Raw genomic sequence first — 16,106 nt, 5'->3', positions numbered from 1 at the left:
AAGGCAATCTATATCATCAATCCGATCGGATCTATCTCTTAAAAAACAGGAGATTGAATCATGGAATACAGAAATCTTGGCGCATCGGGCCTGAGGGTGCCGGTGCTGAGCTTCGGGGCCGGCACGTTTGGCGGCAGCGGCCCGCTATTCGGCGCCTGGGGCACGACGGATGCGCAAGAGGCGCGGCGGCTCGTCGACATCTGCCTCGAGGCCGGCGTCAATCTCTTCGACACGGCCGACGTCTATTCCGCCGGCGCTTCCGAAGAGGTGCTCGGTCAGGCGATCCGTGGGCGGCGTGATGCCGTGCTGATCTCGACGAAGACGGCGCTGCCGATGGGTGAGGGGCCGCAGGACTGGGGCACGTCGCGGGCGCGGCTGATCCGGGCAACGGAGGATGCGCTGCGCCGGCTCGACACCGATTATATCGACCTGCTGCAACTCCATGCTTTCGATGCCTCGACGCCGGTCGAGGAAGTGCTATCGACGCTCGACGGTCTCGTGGCGTCAGGCAAGATCCGGTATGTTGGGGTTTCCAATTTCTCCGGCTGGGAACTGATGAAGTCACTCGCGGCCGCTGAACGTGATGGCCATCCGCGTTACGTCGCCCATCAGGTCTATTATTCGCTGGCGGGACGCGATTATGAGTGGGAGCTGATGCCGCTCGGCGCCGATCAGGGTGTCGGAGCCCTGGTGTGGAGCCCGCTCGCCTGGGGGCGGTTGACCGGCAAGATCCGCCGCGGCCAGCCGCTGCCTCAGGCAAGCCGGCTGCATGAGACTGCGCAATACGGCCCGCCCGTCGACGACGAGAAACTGTTCGACATTGTCGAGGTCCTCGATGCCATTGCCACCGAGACCGGAAAGACGGTGCCGCAGATCGCCATCAACTGGCTGCTCGGCCGGCCGACCGTATCGAGCGTCATCATCGGTGCCCGCAACGAGGAGCAACTCAGGCAGAACCTCGGCGCAGTCGGCTGGAGCCTGTCGAAGGATGAGATCGAAAGGCTCGACGCCGTCAGCGCCGTGACGGCTCCCTATCCCTATTTCCCCTATCGGCGGCAGGAAGGTTTTGCGCGGCTCAATCCACCGATCGTCTAGACGACGCACTGGCGTATAACAAAAGGGGAATGAAATCTTCCCCATTCTTAACTGGACAGCCGCTTTGACTTGCCGCATACCCAGCGAAACACGATATGGTTTCTGCGGAATGGCAGGGAGATCAAAGGGATGGCGCTCAAGGACGCGAAGGCCGGCATACGCAACGAGGCGGGGATATCAGCCGTGCTCGGCATTCTCAAGCAGAGCTTCGGCGAACGCTTCCAGACCGGTCAATCCTTCCGTGAACAGCATGCCCACACGACCACTTACATCCCGCCGCAGTTGCCGGACGGCGTGCTGTTTGCCGAGAGTGCCGAGGACGTGAAGGCGGCGGTCAAGGTCTGTGCCGCCCACAAGGTGCCGGTGATCGGCTTCGGTGTCGGCACCTCGCTGGAGGGCCAGGTCAATGCCGCCAATGGCGGTATTTCGATCGATTTCAGCCGCATGAACCGGGTGCTCGAGGTCAATCCGGAGGATCTCGACTGCACCGTCGAGCCGGGTGTGACGCGCGAGGCGCTGAACATCCATCTGCGCGATACCGGCCTGTTCTTCCCGATCGATCCCGGTGCCAATGCTTCGATCGGCGGCATGGCCTCGACGCGGGCTTCCGGCACCAATGCCGTGCGCTATGGGACAATGAAGGACAATGTGCTTGCCGTTACCGCCGTCACCGCCAATGGCGAGGAGATCCGCACCGCCCGGCGTGCCCGCAAATCCTCGGCCGGTTACGATCTGACGCGGCTCTTCGTCGGCGCCGAGGGCACGCTTGGCATTCTGACCTCAGTGACGCTGCGCCTGCAAGCGATCCCGCAGAAGATCGCCGGCGGGGCCTGCGCCTTTCCGAGCATCAAGGCCGCTTGCGATGCCGTCATCATGACGATCCAGATGGGCATTCCGGTGGCGCGCATCGAACTGCTCGATACGGTGCAGATGCGGGCCTGCAATGCCTATTCCAAACTTTCCTACGCCGAAAGCCCAACGCTCTTTCTCGAATTCCACGGCACCGACGAGACGGTGCCGCTGCAATCGGCAACCTTTGGCGAGATCGCCGCGGAGTGCGGCGGCGGCGAATTCCTCTGGACCGCCAACGCCGAGGAGCGGACGAGGCTCTGGAAGGCGCGCCACGATGCCTATTGGGCCGCAAGGGCGCTGGCGCCCGGGCTTGCCGCACTTTCGACCGATGTGTGTGTTCCGATCTCGAGGCTTGCCGATTGCGTTTCGCAAACGCAGGCGGATATCGAGGCGCACGGGCTGCTGGGACCGATCGTCGGCCATGCCGGCGACGGGAACTTCCATGTGCTGCTGTTGTTCGACGACAAAAGCGCGGAAGACATCGCCATGGCCGAGAGCTTCGTGCAGCGGCTCAACCGGCGGGCGCTCGACATGGACGGGACATGCACCGGCGAACACGGGATCGGGCAAGGCAAGATGGCGTTTCTGGAACAGGAGCTCGGAGGCGCCGTGGATCTGATGCGACAGGTGAAACAGGCGCTCGATCCGGACGATATCTTCAATCCCGGCAAGATTTTCCACCATGGCTGAAAGCGCGGAATATTCTCATGAACTTGGGCCTTGCTCCCGGCATGAATAGCGCTAGAACAGGATTTGGATTTAGGCCGATCGGGCATAAGTCCGAATCCTGTTCTCAATTAAAGAGTTAGAGCATGATGTCGTCCGAAAATCGCGCACACTTTTCGGCATCATGCTCTAGAGTCGGCAACACAATCCCGAATGGAGACTCCTTGCATTGGTAGGCCGGTTCCTCGTCTTTCTGGGGGGAGTGATCGTCGTAGTGCTGTTTATGGCGCTGCTTGCGCCGCTATTCATCGACTGGACGGATTTCCGCAAGAATTTTGAGGATCAGGCGAGCCGCATCATCGGCAAGAAAGTCACCGTCTACGGCACAGTGGATGCACGCCTGCTGCCGTTTCCGTCGGTGACGCTGCATGACGTGCGCGTCGGCCAGGAAGCGGACGGCACGCCGATCGTGAAGGTCGAGCAGTTTTCCATGGATGCGGAGCTCGCGCCCTTCCTGTCGGGTGAGGCGCTGATCTTCGACATGCGGGTCGTCAATCCGAAGGTGCGCCTGAGATTGCTCAAGGACGGCACGCTCGATTGGACGCACGGCAGCCGCGCGGAAATACCGGCAAAAACCGTCGTTCTCGAAAACGTGCATGTCAATGGCGGCGAAGTCGAGTTCATCGACGATCAGTTGGGCCGCTCGCGCCGCATCACCGGCCTCAATGCGGAAATGTCGGCCAAGTCGCTGGCCGGCCCCTGGCGCATCGAGGGCGATGCGGCGCTCGACGGCGACCACGGCAAATTTTCGATTTCCAGCAGTCAGCCGGACGAAAAGGGCGTGCTGCGCATGCGCACGAAACTTTCGCCGGACAAGCACCCCGTCAGCATCGATCTCGACGGAGAGCTGAAGCTCGTCGACAGCAAACCGAACTATCAGGGCCAGCTTTCGGCGGCGATCGAAAACCGCAACATGGCCAAGTCCGCCAACAAGAACGAGCAGCCGCCGCGCGTCAAGGGCCGTTTCGAGCTCACCAATGAACGCATCCGCATTCCCGAATACAGGATGGAGATCGGCCCGACGGACGATCCCTACGTCATAACTGGCGAGGCGACGCTCGATACCGGCAATGCGCCGGAATTCCTGTTGACTGCCGACGGCCAGCAGATCGACGTCAATCGCATCGGCAATCAGGGCGCGTCCGGCAAGACGACGCGCGATGCGGCGGTTTCGGCACGCCAGCGGCTGAGCTCGCTGATTGATGTCATCGCGCAGGTGCCGATCCCGCAGGTGCCGGGCAAAGCGAGTGTCAAGCTGCCGGCGATCGTCGCCGGCGATACGACACTGCGCGACGTGCAGCTGGAGCTGGAGCCGGCCGGTACCGGCTGGATGATCGACAGCGCCACCGGGACGCTGCCGGGGCGTACGCAGGTGGAAGGCAAGGGCAAGCTGCTGCTTCAGGGCGCCCCCTCGTTCAACGGCCAGATCGTGGTCGCCTCCAGCCAGCCGACCGGACTTGCCTCCTGGCTTGCCGGCTCGGTCGATCCGGCCATCCGGCAATTGCGGCAGGCCGGCTTTTCCGCCAACGTCAGCCTGACACACGAATTGCAGCGTTTCGAAAATCTCGAGATCGCCATCGGACCGGCGACGCTGAAGGGCCGGCTGGAGCGGCAGGCAATCTCCGGCCAGACGCCGACCTTGTCTGTGGCGTTGAACGGCGACACCCTCGATCTCGACGCGCTGCAGGCGCTGAGCGGTCTCATGACCGGCCAGGATGCCGGTGACAACGTGCTCGACCACAAGATCGCCGCCCAGCTCAAGGCAGACAAGTTCACGGCCTTCGGCGTCGATGCCGAGAATGTCGAGACCACCTTCACCATCGCCGACGGGGCGCTGGCCGTCGACCGGCTGTCGATCAAGAATATCGCCGGCGCCGAACTGACGGCAACGGGCAGGGCGGAAGGCTCGCTGCTCGACTATAAGGGCGCGGGTGAGATCACCTTCAAATCGGCCGATCCCGGCGGCTTTTTCACCATGCTGCGTGAGCACCTGCCGCATCACCCGGTGCTCGACCGGCTGGTGCGCAATGCCGGCTGGTACGGCAATACGGCGCTGCGCGGCGCGTTGACGCTCGGCGGCGACGAGGGCAACGCACTGACGGTGACGCTCGCCGGCGTGTCGAACGGCAGCCGCGTCAATCTCGACTACCGCATGTCCGATCTCCTGGCGCTGACCGGCAACGGGACCACGAGCCTCGAGGCGACGCTCGAAAATGCCGTGCCATCCATCCTGTTCGGGCAGGCCGGGCTCGACCCGCTGCCGGTCGATGTCGGCGCCAACGGCCGCCTGACGCTGAAGGTAAAGGCATCGGACAACGACCCCGCCGATGCCGCGCTGACCTTTGCGACCGACCGGACCTCGTTCACCGCCAATGGCAAGGTCGATGTCCGGCCGGAGACTTTCATGAACGGCAAGATCGCGCTTTCGCTCGACAGCGCCGATATCGACCCCTATCTGATCATGAACGGGATCGCCCTGCCGCAGACGGGAACCGGGCTGCCGTTCGGTCTGCAGGTCAATGCCGGCATCGATAGCGACAAGATTGTCTTTTCCGACCTCAAGGGCCATGCCGCCGACAACGAGTTTTCAGGCGCGCTGAGCTTCGACCGGGAGGCTGCGAAGACGACCGCCAGCGGTGCGCTGACGCTCTCCAAGGCGGATGCCGGCTGGCTTGGAGAGGCGGTGTTCGGCCAGATCGTCGATCCTGCCAATGGCGCGCTGACGACGGCGCCGCTCGGGCTGCCCGTCTTCAAGGATCTCGACGTCAACGTGAAATTGACTGCCAAGCAGTTCTGGCCCGGCCTGCCGGAAACGGCGGTGTCCGACTTTACCAGCAACGTCGCCTATAAGGGCGACGAGTTGCAGCTCAACGACATGGCCGGCAATTGGGACGGCGGAAAGCTCTCCGGCAATTTGCTGTTCACCAATGCCGACGGCACCGGTTTCGTGCAGACGAAGCTCGCGCTTGCCGATTCCGATCTCTCCGGTGTCGTCTGGCTGCGCGACGGCGCGCCAATCGCCAACGGCAAGTTCGGCCTGTCGCTTTCGATGGAGGCTTCGGGCAAGACGGTCGGCGAAATCGCCGGCTCGCTCAACGGTTCGGGTGAGTTGAGGCTCGGCGATACCAGCATACGCGGGCTGAACCTTGCCATCCTTCCGCCGCTGCTTGCCGCGACCGATACGATGCAGGAGCAGATCAATGCCGGCAAGGTACACCCGATCGTCGAGACGCTGCTCAGCAACGGCGAGGCGAAGCTGCCACCGCTCGGCATCCCCTTCAATATCACCGACGGGACACTGCGCGTGCAGAATGTCACGGTCGCCAACGATCTCGCCCGCATCACTGCCGATGCGCAGATTGCGCTGCCGGAGGAACGGATCAGCGCCACGCTGGGCGTCGGGCTCAATCCCGGCGCGGAGGTGCTTTCCGGCGCCGAGCCGGCGCTCAGGCTGAATTTTTCCGGCATGCTGCCGTCGCCCGGCAAGACGATGGATGTGACCGATATCACCAGCTATCTGTCGCTGCGCGCCTTCGAGCGCGAGCGCCGGCGTGTCGAGCGGCTGCAAGCGATCGTGCTCGAAAAGCAGCGGCTGCGCCGCGAGGCGGCGCTCTACCGGTTCAACGACGCCGAGCGCGTCAAGGCCGCCGAAATGGAGCGACAACGGCAGGCGGAGGAAGAGCGGCTGCGCGCATTGGCGCAGGCTGCGGCCGAACAAAAGGCCGCGGCGGAGGCCGAAGCCAAGGCGAAGGCGGAAGCGCAAGCCAGAGCGGCCGCGGAGGCGGAGGCGGCGCGGCGCGGCGAGCAGGGACAGCCGGGCCAACTCAACTTCGACCAATTGCCGGGCGTTCAGGCCCAATAGATCGCGGTCGTCATGGCCGGCCGCCCGCCTTTATCCAGGCGAGAACATGGAGCCGCAGCGCCGAGGACAGATTGCTGTCGGCAGAACGGTGATCGTCGATTTCGGAAATCAGGGCGGCAAGCGGCATCGAACGGCTTGCGGCGATTGTCTTCAACTCGTCCCAGAACTCATCTTCCAGTGAGAAACTGGTGCGATGGCCGTGCAGTGTCGCCGAATGCTTGCGGATCATGAAGCGGCTTCACATCCAGGGTATGGGTTGGCAGATCGATTCAATAAACCCGCTCAAGTGACTGATCGCAGACTCCATTCCGGCTTTGAACTAAGCAGTCGGTGAAGCCGTCACGCGCCGTCGTCATCCGTCTCGATCCGTCCATCGCGATGAGCCCTGTCGGCCTTTTCGTTCAGGCTGCGGGTCAGTTGCTTTTCGGCCTTGGTGCGGCCGAAGGAAATGCGGTTCTGCTCGGCCTGTTTCTCCTTTTCGGAGCGGGCCTGCTTCTTGCGGAACTGGCGCAGATTGACGATTTCGGCGCTCATGCGGTTGCCTGAATTCCCTATGAAAAAGGGAGGCTTGGCCTCCCTCAGATCACTGCTTCTTGCGGAAAGAGTCGAGCGAGACGACGGAGCCTGGCTTCTTTTCCTCGCCGTCGGCGGGTTTTGCGGCCGCGGCCTCATCGGGCTTTCCTGCCGCGTCGACAGGATAGGCGGTGATCTCGCCTGACGGCAGTTCCTCGCCATCGGCCAACGGCACGTCGAATTCGAGCTCGAAATTGACGGAGGGGTCGTAGAAACCGCGGATCGCATTGAACGGGATGACCAGCTTTTCCGGAACGTCGGAGAAGGAAAGGCCGATCTCGAAATGCGTCTCGGTGATTTTCAGATCCCAGAACTGATGCTGGATGACGATGGTCATCTGCTCGGGATATTTCGACTTGAGGTGCTGGGAGATGCGAACGCCGGCAGCGCCGGTGAGGAAGGTGATGAAGAAGTGATGGTCGCCCGGCAGGCGGCCCGTCGCTCCGACTTCCGCCAAAACCTTGCGGATGACGCCGCGAAGTGCATCCTGTGCCAGAATGTCGTAGCGGATATGATCCTGCCCCATGCTTTTCCTGTCTTTCGTCGGTTCGGAAGTCTTTTCACACGGTTATATGCCACGTCCGGGCGCCTTGGGAAAGACCGGAGCCGAGTCACGTTTTTCAGCAGCATACATGATTTCGGCGGCAGGGAGAAGGTGAAGGCTTCTGTTGCCAGGTGCCTTCGGACCCCGCCTAGAGGTGCGAACCACTAGGGCTTGATTTGAAGTGTCACACTGCGATTAAGCAGCGAGACGAGCTTCCGCATAGTTGTCGTTTGCAACTACAATTTTAGCCCGATAACGGCGGTACAATGCCGAGCAAAAAGTCGATCTTTACACCCTTGTCGATCCTGTTTCGCCCCCATCAAAAGCCGGCCTTCAAGGCCGCCGGTTTTTGGTGGAGGCGCCGGGTACCGCCCCCGGGTCCAATAGGTTTATTACACCGCTCATTTATCGCCATAGCCGGCCCGAAAGCCGGCAAGGCTGATATAGTGGTTTCCTCAGCCCAAGGAAAGGGCAAACGTCATAAAAGCGTTATGCGTCCCGTCAGAAATACTGGGAAAATGCCTGCCGGTGATTGGTTTCCTGCCGCTGGAGGCTTAAATTAACCGAAACGGAATCAGCGCGACATGAAGCAATATCTCGATCTCCTTACCCATGTGATGGAAAAGGGCTCCGACCGGGGCGACCGCACCGGTACCGGCACGCGGTCTGTCTTCGGCTACCAGATGCGCTTCGATCTCCAGGAAGGCTTCCCCGTGCTGACCACGAAGAAGCTGCATCTGCGTTCGATCATTCACGAGCTTTTATGGTTCCTGAAGGGCGAGACGAATATTCGCTATCTCAAGGAAAACGGCGTTTCGATCTGGGATGAATGGGCCGACGAAAACGGCGATCTCGGGCCGGTCTACGGCGCCCAGTGGCGCTCCTGGCCGGCGCCTGATGGAGGCCATATCGACCAGATCGCCAATCTCGTCAAAGGCATCGTCAACAACCCGAATTCGCGCCGCCACATCGTCTCGGCCTGGAACCCGGCGGAAGTGGACGAGATGGCGCTGCCGCCCTGCCATTGCCTGTTCCAGTTTTACGTTGCCGACGGCAAGCTCTCCTGCCAGCTCTACCAGCGCTCGGCCGACATCTTCCTCGGCGTGCCGTTCAACATCGCCTCCTATGCGCTTTTGACGATGATGGTGGCTCAGGTAACCGGGCTGAAGCCTGGCGATTTTGTCCATACACTCGGTGATGCCCATCTCTATCACAACCATTTCGACCAGGCGAAGCTGCAGCTGGGGCGCCGGCCGAAGCCGCTGCCCTTCATGCGCATCAACCCCGATGTGAAGGACATTTTTGGCTTCACCTTCGACGATTTCGAGCTGATCGGTTATGAGGCCGATGCCAGCATCAAGGCGCCGATTGCCGTCTGATCCGGGAAAATTCATGGCCGACATCCACAAGACCATCGTCGTTGCCGTTGCCCGCAACGGCATCATCGGCCGCGACGGCGACATGCCTTGGCGGCTCTCGAGCGATCTCAAGCGCTTCAAGGCGCTGACATTGGGCAAGCCCGTCGTGATGGGCCGCAAAACCTACGACTCGATCGGCAAGCCGCTGCCGGGCCGGCCGAATGTGGTGATATCAAGGCAGGCAACGATAGACCACCCGGATGTGCAGATGGCGCATTCGCTGCCCGAGGCCATGACGGCGGCGGAAAGGCTGGCGCGGGAAACCGGCGTCGACGAGATCTGCATTATCGGCGGCGGGCAGGTCTATACACAGGCGATCGACCTTGCCGACCGGATGTGCATCACGCATGTCGAAGCCGATCTCGATGGGGACGCTTCGTTCCCGGCGATCGATCCCGATATCTGGCGGGCAGGGGAGACGATCGCAGTCCCGGCCGGCGAGAAGGATACCTATCCCACGCGCTTCGTCGTCTATGAACGCCGTCACGCCTGAAAATGAACTATTTTCCAATTAAATTGACCAAGTTTCTCACGTTGCGTTGAAAGCCGATGCGGCGATACCTATAACGGTCACCAACGCATCCACCGCTCAGCCCCCACGGTTCCGGATGCGTGGAAGACTTAACGAACAACGAGGTTTTGATGCCCTGGAGCAATCAGAATGGCGGCGGCGGCCCTTGGGGCGGCGGCGGCGGTAATAATAATCAGGGACCATGGGGCCAGGGGCCGAACCGCCCGCGCGGCGGCGGCAAGGGCGGACCGCCCGACCTGGAAGACATTATCCGGCGCGGCCAGGACCAGCTGCGCAACATCGTTCCCGGCGGTTTCAACGGCGGCGTGGCGGTGATCGTCGCGGCGATCGTCGCCATCTTCTGGCTGATTCAGTGCGTCTATGTGGTGCAGCCGGATGAACGGGGCGTCGAACTGCGGTTCGGTAAGCCGAAGGAAGAGATCTCGATGCCCGGCCTGCATTTCCATTTCTGGCCGATGGAAAGCGTCGAGACGGTCAAGGTGACCGTGCAACAGTTGAATATCGGGGCGACCTCGGCATCGTCTTCGAACGGCCTGATGCTGTCCAGCGACAAGAGCGTCATCAACGTGCAGTTCGCCGTCTTCTATACGGTCAGCGATCCGAAGGCCTATCTCTTCAACGTCGAAAATCCGGCAGAGACCCTGCAGCAGGTTTCCGACAGCGCTATGCGCGAAATCGTCGGGCGTCGTCCGGCGCAGGACGCCTTCCGCAGCAATCGCCAGCCGATCGAAGTGGATGTGCTCAATATCGTGCAGGATACGATGAACCGCTATGGCGCGGGCGTGACCGTGACCGGCGTGACGATCCAGAACGTGGCGCCGCCGCGTGAAGTCGCCGATGCCTTCGAAGAAGTGCAGCGTGCCGGCCGGGACCGCGATAGCACGATCGAGGACGCCAACCGCTACACGAACCAGAAGCTCGGCCAGGCGCGAGGCGATGCGGCGCGAATCCGTGAAGACGCAGCTGCCTACAAGGACCGTGTCGTGAAGGAGGCGGAAGGTGAAGCGCAGCGCTTCACTGCGATCAACGACGAATATTCGAAGGCTCCCGAAGTGACCCGCAAGCGGCTGTTCATCGAAACGATGGAGCAGGTGCTGAAGAGCTCGAAGAAGGTCATCATCGACGAGAAGCAGGGCGTGTTGCCCTATCTGCCGCTCAATGAGCTCGGCAAGCCGGCGCAGCAGGGAGGTTGAACCATGACATCGAACAGACTTCCCATCATTCTCCTCATCCTCGCCATCGTGCTGGTCGGGCTCTATTCGTCGATCTTCGTGGTGAATGCACGCGAACAGGCGATCGTTGTCCGCTTCGGCCAAATCCAGTCGGTCAAGACCGAACCCGGCATCTATTTCAAGCTGCCCTTCGGCTTCATGGATGCTGATCGAGTCCAACTGGTTGAAAAGCAGGCGCTGAGGCTCGATCTCGATAATATCCGCGTTCAGGTTCAGGACGGCCAGACCTTCGATGTCGATGCCTTCGTGATCTACAATATCTCGGATGTGCGCCGCTTCCGCGAAACGGTTTCGGGTGACCGCGAGGCCGCCGAAGCGCGGCTGAGGGCGCAGCTCGATTCATCGCTTCGCCGCGTCTACGGCCTGCGTGACTACAATGCCGCGCTTTCGGAAGAGCGTGTCGCGATGATGCTGGAGATCCGCGACGACCTGCGCACGGATGCCGAAAATCTCGGCCTGCATATCGATGACGTTCGTATCCGCCGCACCGACCTTTCGCCGGAGGTTGCGCCCAACACCTACAATGCCATGCGCTCCGAACGCCTGGCCGAAGCCGAGCGCATCCGCGCAGAGGGCAATGAAGAAGGTCAGCGGCGCCGGGCCGTCGCCGACCGCCAGGTCGTGGAACTGACCGCGGGCGCCCAGCGCGACGCGGAAATCCTGCGCGGTCAGGGCGATGCGGAACGCAACCGCGTCTTCGCCGACGCCTTCAGCAAGGATCCGGCTTTCTTCGAGTTCTATCGCTCGATGGCCGCCTACTCCTCGGCGCTTTCATCGCAGGACACGACGCTGGTGCTGTCGCCGAATACGGAATTCTTCCGCTATTTCGACAATGCCGCCGGTGCCCTGCGGGCGCCGGCAAATCCGGCTGCGGCAGTTCCTGGTGCGGCTGCTCCGGCAGCACCCGCTCAGCCGGCGAACTGACGCCAAGGATGCCGTTGGCATCCCGACAATCTGGAAGGGCTGGCCCGCGTGCCGGCCCTTTTTTCGTGGGATGATTGAGATGATCCGGCATTTGCGAGGCCACATCACATTGCACGGGGATTTCGCGAAAAGGTGATTTCACCCTCCATCATTCCGCCTTATGCTGGTGCTCAATGTGCGCATTTACCCCCTATGAGGAAGCTTGATGGCCCCCACGAATCGCTCGCCCTTCAGACGAACGCTCGCGCTTATGGCCAGCGCTGCAATTCTTGCGCATGCCGGCATGAACGGGGTCGCCTATGCGCAAGCCGCGGCTGAGACGACGGTGCCCGGGGTTGCTGCACCGGCACCGGCTGCTCCTGAGGCGGCTGCTCCCGCACTCGCACCGCCCGCACCCGCCGCACCGCAGCAGACCGCGCCGATGCAAACCGGGGTGCCCGGCAACGGTCCGGCTTCGGTCGCCGATCTTGCCGAGGGGCTGCTCGATGCCGTGGTCAACATCTCGACCTCGCAGAATGTGAAGGACGACGAGGGCGCCGGCCCGGCGCCACGTGCGCCAGACGGCTCGCCGTTCCAGGAATTCTTCAATGATTTCTTCAACAAACAGCAGGGCAACAAGGGCGGGAACCATAATGTCAGCTCGCTCGGCTCCGGTTTCGTCATTGATCCCACAGGTTATATCGTCACCAACAACCATGTGATCGAAGGTGCCGACGACATCGAGATCAATTTCGCCAATGGTTCGAAACTGAAAGCGAAGCTGATCGGCACCGATACGAAAACCGATCTTTCGGTGCTGAAGGTGGAGCCGAAGACGCCGCTGAAATCGGTGAAGTTCGGCGATTCCAGCACGATGCGCATCGGCGACTGGGTGATGGCGATCGGCAATCCGTTCGGCTTCGGCGGTTCGGTGACGGTCGGCATCATTTCCGGGCGCGGCCGCAACATCAATGCCGGGCCCTACGACAATTTCATCCAGACGGATGCGGCCATCAACAAGGGCAATTCCGGTGGTCCGCTCTTCAACATGAAGGGTGAGGTGATCGGCATCAACACGGCGATCATTTCGCCGAGCGGCGGCTCGATCGGCATCGGCTTCTCGGTGCCATCGGAGCTTGCCTCCGGCGTCGTCGAGCAATTGCGCGAATATGGCGAGACGCGGCGCGGCTGGCTCGGCGTGCGCATCCAGCCGGTAACCGACGATATCGCCGACAGCCTCGGGCTCGACAGCGCCAAGGGCGCGCTGGTCGCCGGCGTCATCAAGGGCGGACCGGTCGACGACGGCTCGATCAAGGCGGGCGACGTCATCCTTAAATTCGACGGCAAAACCGTCAGCGAAATGCGCGACCTGCCGCGCGTCGTGGCCGAAAGCAGTGTCGGCAAGGAAGTCGACGTGGTGGTGCTGCGCGACGGCAAGGAGCAGACCGTCAAGGTGAAGCTTGGCCGGCTGGAAGACAGCGATCAGGCGGCAGCACCCGGCGATGGTGACGGTTCGCAGGACGATGGCGTGATTACACCGGATCCCGACGAGAATAATGATATGGACCAGCCCGACGGCGGCGATCAGGCGCAGCCGGCGCCGGATGCACCCGACCCGCACAAAGGCCAGGTGACGCCGGATGCGGCCACGCCGAGGAACGTGCTCGGGCTGTCACTCTCGCTTCTGAGCGCCGAGACGCGCAAGGCTTTCGGCATTGCCGAGAGCGTCGACGGCGTCGTCGTCACCGAAGTGACGCCCGGCTCCGCCTCGGCCGAAAAAGGCCTCAAGCCCGGCGACGTGATCGTCGAGGTGGCGCAGGAGTTCATGAAGTCACCGGATGCGGTCGCCGCCAAGGTGCAGGCCCTGAAACAGGAAGGCCGCCGCAACGCCCAACTGATGATCGCATCGGCGAATGGCGATCTGCGGTTTGTGGCGGTGCCGATGGAATAAGCGAGAGGAGCGGTCAGCCGCTCCTTTTTTGATACTTGGCGACGTGGGTGCGCAGCGCGGAATTGATATCCGTCTGGTAACCACGTCCGCCCGCATGGCTCTTGAACCAGTCTAGGATATCGGCGTCCAGGCGGATGGTAACTGATTGCTTCAGTGGCCGGTACAAATTGCCCTTGCGAGCAAGGCGCCACTGTTCGTCGGTGATCTCGGGAATGTCGCTGGTGTCGATATCCTCGTCGCGAAGCTTCTCCAGTGCCTGGAGTTCGGCGAGCTGCGAGTCAGTCAAGGGTCGATTGCTCATATCGTCTTCTCTCGTGCGATGTCGCCTTTCGAGCGCTGATTACTCGAATGATCTCTTCATCCTCGGCGTCGTGGATGACATGGACGGCAAGTAGTACAGTCACCAAACCCACGGTGCCGATCGCCAGCCATCTTTGTTCGCCGTCATAGACCGCGTCTGGAATGAGAAGATACTGCGGATCATTCCAAATCAGGCGCGCCGTCTCGAAGGATACGCCATGCTTAGCGTTGTTGGTTCGGTTTTTCTCGTCGTTCCATTGAAACCGCGGCATGTCCCATCCAATAAAATTGTACGTACAAATTTGTAAATTTCAAGAGGCTATCGGGAAACGAAATCCGTCTTCCGGTAGCCCTGGATGTAGAGCAGGGCGGTGAGATCACCGTGGTTGATGCGCATCGCGGCCTCGGCGGCGACGGCAGGCTTGGCATGGAGGGCGACGCCGGAGCCGGCAAGGTGGAGCATGCCGAGATCGTTGGCGCCGTCGCCGACGGCGATCGCGTCGTTCGGCGAAATGCCGAGGTGCGCTGAAATTTCGTTCAACGCATCGACCTTCGCCTGCTTGCCGAGGATCGGCTCGGCGACGAAGCCGGAGAGGATGCCGCCATCTTCGAGCAGCGTGTTGGCGCGGTTCTCGTCAAAGCCGAGCGTGGCGGCAATGCGGCTGGTGAAGACGGTGAAGCCGCCGGAGACCAGCGCGGTGTAGTGACCTTTCGACTTCATGGTGGCGATCAGTTCCGGGCCGCCGGGGGTGAGCGTGATGCGCTTGGCGATCACGTCATCGACGACGGATATCGGCAGGCCCTTCAGCAGGGCGACGCGCTCCCGCAGGGCAGGTTCGAAGGCGATTTCGCCGTTCATGGCGCGAGCGGTGATATCAGCAACCTTCTCCTTCAGGCCGACTTCGGCCGCCAATTCGTCGATGCATTCCTGGCCGATCATGGTCGAATCCATGTCGGCGATCAGCAGCTTCTTGCGGCGGGTCTCCTGCTCCTGGATGACGAGGTCGATCGGCGCGCTCGTTATGACGGCGAAAATATTGGCCTCGGCTGCTTGCGCATCGGTGCCGTCACGCAGGACGATATCGCAAGCGATGCCGTCGGCCAGCCAGTAGAGGCCGGAAGCATTGACCGCCTCGGCCGCCTGTTCGGCGATCCTGGGTGTCAGCACGGGATTTGACGGATTGGCAACAAGCGTGGCAACGAGAGCCATGATGGAAAACCTTCTGAGCACAGTGAACGCGATCCTGATAACCGGGCCGACCGCCAGCGGCAAGTCCGCGCTCGCCGTCGAATTGGCCAGGCGCCACGGAGGCGCTGTCGTCAACGCCGACAGCATGCAGGTCTACGACACGCTGCGGGTGCTGACCGCACGCCCCTCGGAAGAGGAGATGCAGGGTATGCCGCATCATCTCTACGGACATGTGCCGGCGGGTGAGGCCTATTCGACCGGGGCCTGGCTGCGCGATGTCTTGGGGCTCTTGCCGAAGCTCAGGGCTGCCGGACAGCTGCCGGTCTTCGTCGGCGGCACCGGGCTTTATTTCAAGGCGCTGACCGGCGGTCTTTCCGACATGCCCGAGATTCCGGAGGCGCTGCGGGAAGAGTTGCGAACGCGGCTCCTGGTGGAGGGGCCGGACGGGCTCCATGCGGAACTCGCCGAGGCCGATCCCGCCATGGCGGCAAGCCTCAATCGCCAGGACGGGCAGCGTGTCGTCCGGGCGCTGGAGGTGATGAAGGCGACGGGGCGGTCGATCGCCGATTTCCAGGGCCGGTCGGGACCTGTCGTCATCGATGCCGCCGAGGCCCGCAAGATCGTCGTGCTGCCGGAGCGGGCCGTGCTGCACGCCCGCATCAACGGCCGTTTCGAAAAGATGCTGCGCGAGGGGGCGGAAGACGAGGTGAGGGCGCTGCTGGCGCTTAAGCTGCCCGCTGAGGCGCCTGTCATGAAGGCGATCGGCGTTTCTCAGATCGCGGCGATGCTGAAGGGCGAGATGAGCCGCGACCAGGTGTTGGAGAAGGGTGCTGCGGCGACGCGGCAATATGCCAAGCGGCAGATGACATGGTTCCGCAACCAGATGGACGAGAGTTGGGAGCGGCTGACGGCTAGCTGACGAGAACCCG

15 protein-coding genes and 1 other RNA gene are annotated in these 16,106 nt (G+C 62.0%); 9 read left to right on the top strand and 7 right to left on the bottom strand.

Translation table 11 applies throughout. The features are described 5' to 3' along the window. The first annotated feature begins 60 nt into the window (after positions 1-60). From CO666_RS02875 to CO666_RS02865, 3 genes are all read left to right on the top strand, one after another. Positions 61-1,095 carry an aldo/keto reductase gene (locus CO666_RS02875; RefSeq protein WP_097610652.1) on the top strand — a complete coding sequence of 345 codons (1,035 nt, stop codon included), beginning with the start codon at positions 61-63 and terminating at the stop codon, positions 1,093-1,095. A 129-nt stretch (positions 1,096-1,224) separates the two neighbouring features. Further along, the gene (locus CO666_RS02870) at positions 1,225-2,637 is read left to right on the top strand and encodes an FAD-binding oxidoreductase (protein WP_097610651.1); all 1,413 of its coding nucleotides are present in this window, start codon (positions 1,225-1,227) and stop codon (positions 2,635-2,637) included. 205 nt (positions 2,638-2,842) lie between these two features. Then, the gene (locus CO666_RS02865) at positions 2,843-6,535 is read left to right on the top strand and encodes an AsmA family protein (RefSeq protein WP_097610650.1); all 3,693 of its coding nucleotides are present in this window, start codon (positions 2,843-2,845) and stop codon (positions 6,533-6,535) included. Positions 6,536-6,545: 10 nt separating this feature from the next. Here CO666_RS02865 and CO666_RS02860 read toward each other — a convergent pair whose 3' ends face one another. The 4 genes from CO666_RS02860 to ssrA all read right to left on the bottom strand — a co-directional run bounded on the left by CO666_RS02860 (position 6,546) and on the right by ssrA (position 8,125). After that, positions 6,546-6,764 carry a ribbon-helix-helix domain-containing protein gene (locus CO666_RS02860; RefSeq protein WP_097610649.1) on the bottom strand — a complete coding sequence of 73 codons (219 nt, stop codon included), beginning with the start codon at positions 6,762-6,764 and terminating at the stop codon, positions 6,546-6,548. 110 nt (positions 6,765-6,874) lie between these two features. After that, positions 6,875-7,069, bottom strand: coding sequence for a DUF4169 family protein (locus tag CO666_RS02855; RefSeq protein WP_085738989.1), 195 nt, complete (start codon positions 7,067-7,069; stop codon positions 6,875-6,877). 49 nt (positions 7,070-7,118) lie between these two features. Continuing rightward, positions 7,119-7,634: an SspB family protein gene (locus CO666_RS02850; protein WP_097610648.1), complete on the bottom strand. Its 516-nt coding sequence runs from the start codon at positions 7,632-7,634 to the stop codon at positions 7,119-7,121. Between the two features lie 128 nt (positions 7,635-7,762). Next, positions 7,763-8,125: a transfer-messenger RNA gene (ssrA, locus tag CO666_RS02845) on the bottom strand. Positions 8,126-8,236: 111 nt separating this feature from the next. Between ssrA and CO666_RS02840 the strand changes: the two genes are divergently transcribed. From CO666_RS02840 to CO666_RS02820, 5 genes are all read left to right on the top strand, one after another. Next, positions 8,237-9,031: a thymidylate synthase gene (locus CO666_RS02840; RefSeq protein WP_097610647.1), complete on the top strand. Its 795-nt coding sequence runs from the start codon at positions 8,237-8,239 to the stop codon at positions 9,029-9,031. Positions 9,032-9,044: 13 nt separating this feature from the next. Next, a complete protein-coding gene (locus tag CO666_RS02835) occupies positions 9,045-9,563 on the top strand; it encodes a dihydrofolate reductase (RefSeq protein ID WP_097610646.1) in 519 nt (172 codons plus the stop codon). A 149-nt stretch (positions 9,564-9,712) separates the two neighbouring features. Continuing rightward, positions 9,713-10,795 (top strand): FtsH protease activity modulator HflK, encoded by a 1,083-nt coding sequence (hflK, locus tag CO666_RS02830; protein WP_097610645.1) that lies wholly within the window; start codon positions 9,713-9,715, stop codon positions 10,793-10,795. A 3-nt stretch (positions 10,796-10,798) separates the two neighbouring features. Next, complete coding sequence (gene hflC / locus CO666_RS02825) at positions 10,799-11,758, top strand: protease modulator HflC (protein WP_097610644.1); 960 nt, start codon at positions 10,799-10,801, stop codon at positions 11,756-11,758. 205 nt (positions 11,759-11,963) lie between these two features. Continuing rightward, positions 11,964-13,688, top strand: a complete 1,725-nt coding sequence (locus CO666_RS02820) for a Do family serine endopeptidase (protein ID WP_097610643.1) — start codon at positions 11,964-11,966, stop codon at positions 13,686-13,688. A 13-nt stretch (positions 13,689-13,701) separates the two neighbouring features. Here the strand turns inward: CO666_RS02820 and CO666_RS02815 are convergent, their stop codons facing one another. From CO666_RS02815 to serB, 3 genes are read right to left on the bottom strand one after another with little or no spacing between them, the layout of a single operon-like run. Beyond that, positions 13,702-13,974: a BrnA antitoxin family protein gene (locus CO666_RS02815; RefSeq protein WP_280951771.1), complete on the bottom strand. Its 273-nt coding sequence runs from the start codon at positions 13,972-13,974 to the stop codon at positions 13,702-13,704. Continuing rightward, positions 13,967-14,260: a BrnT family toxin gene (locus CO666_RS02810; RefSeq protein WP_097610641.1), complete on the bottom strand. Its 294-nt coding sequence runs from the start codon at positions 14,258-14,260 to the stop codon at positions 13,967-13,969. Before CO666_RS02810 ends, CO666_RS02815 begins: the two co-directional genes overlap by 8 nt. A 47-nt stretch (positions 14,261-14,307) precedes the next feature. Beyond that, positions 14,308-15,198, bottom strand: coding sequence for a phosphoserine phosphatase SerB (gene serB / locus CO666_RS02805; RefSeq protein ID WP_097610640.1), 891 nt, complete (start codon positions 15,196-15,198; stop codon positions 14,308-14,310). On the opposite strand from serB, the gene miaA reads away from it, so the two are divergent. After that, positions 15,197-16,096, top strand: a complete 900-nt coding sequence (gene miaA / locus CO666_RS02800; RefSeq protein WP_097610639.1) for a tRNA (adenosine(37)-N6)-dimethylallyltransferase MiaA — start codon at positions 15,197-15,199, stop codon at positions 16,094-16,096. The genes serB and miaA overlap by 2 nt on opposite strands. Positions 16,097-16,106: the final 10 nt, after the last annotated feature.

This window comes from Rhizobium chutanense, assembly GCF_002531935.1.
GTDB classification, from domain to species: domain Bacteria; phylum Pseudomonadota; class Alphaproteobacteria; order Rhizobiales; family Rhizobiaceae; genus Rhizobium; species Rhizobium chutanense.
Note: the sequence above shows the minus strand (reverse complement) of the source record. Positions and strands in the feature narration are given on the sequence as shown.

Bases quoted from the DNA above. Each gene is read 5' to 3' on its own strand.
- CO666_RS02875 (WP_097610652.1), top strand. From the start codon at position 61: ATGGAATACAGAAATCTTGGCGCATCGGGCCTGAGGGTGCCGGTGCTG.
- CO666_RS02870 (WP_097610651.1), top strand. From the start codon at position 1,225: ATGGCGCTCAAGGACGCGAAGGCCGGCATACGCAACGAGGCGGGGATA.
- CO666_RS02860 (WP_097610649.1), bottom strand. From the start codon at position 6,764: ATGATCCGCAAGCATTCGGCGACACTGCACGGCCATCGCACCAGTTTC.
- CO666_RS02855 (WP_085738989.1), bottom strand. From the start codon at position 7,069: ATGAGCGCCGAAATCGTCAATCTGCGCCAGTTCCGCAAGAAGCAGGCC.
- CO666_RS02850 (WP_097610648.1), bottom strand. From the start codon at position 7,634: ATGGGGCAGGATCATATCCGCTACGACATTCTGGCACAGGATGCACTT.
- CO666_RS02840 (WP_097610647.1), top strand. From the start codon at position 8,237: ATGAAGCAATATCTCGATCTCCTTACCCATGTGATGGAAAAGGGCTCC.
- CO666_RS02835 (WP_097610646.1), top strand. From the start codon at position 9,045: ATGGCCGACATCCACAAGACCATCGTCGTTGCCGTTGCCCGCAACGGC.
- hflK (WP_097610645.1), top strand. From the start codon at position 9,713: ATGCCCTGGAGCAATCAGAATGGCGGCGGCGGCCCTTGGGGCGGCGGC.
- hflC (WP_097610644.1), top strand. From the start codon at position 10,799: ATGACATCGAACAGACTTCCCATCATTCTCCTCATCCTCGCCATCGTG.
- CO666_RS02820 (WP_097610643.1), top strand. From the start codon at position 11,964: ATGGCCCCCACGAATCGCTCGCCCTTCAGACGAACGCTCGCGCTTATG.
- CO666_RS02810 (WP_097610641.1), bottom strand. From the start codon at position 14,260: ATGCCGCGGTTTCAATGGAACGACGAGAAAAACCGAACCAACAACGCT.
- miaA (WP_097610639.1), top strand. From the start codon at position 15,197: ATGATGGAAAACCTTCTGAGCACAGTGAACGCGATCCTGATAACCGGG.
- serB (WP_097610640.1), bottom strand. From the start codon at position 15,198: ATGGCTCTCGTTGCCACGCTTGTTGCCAATCCGTCAAATCCCGTGCTG.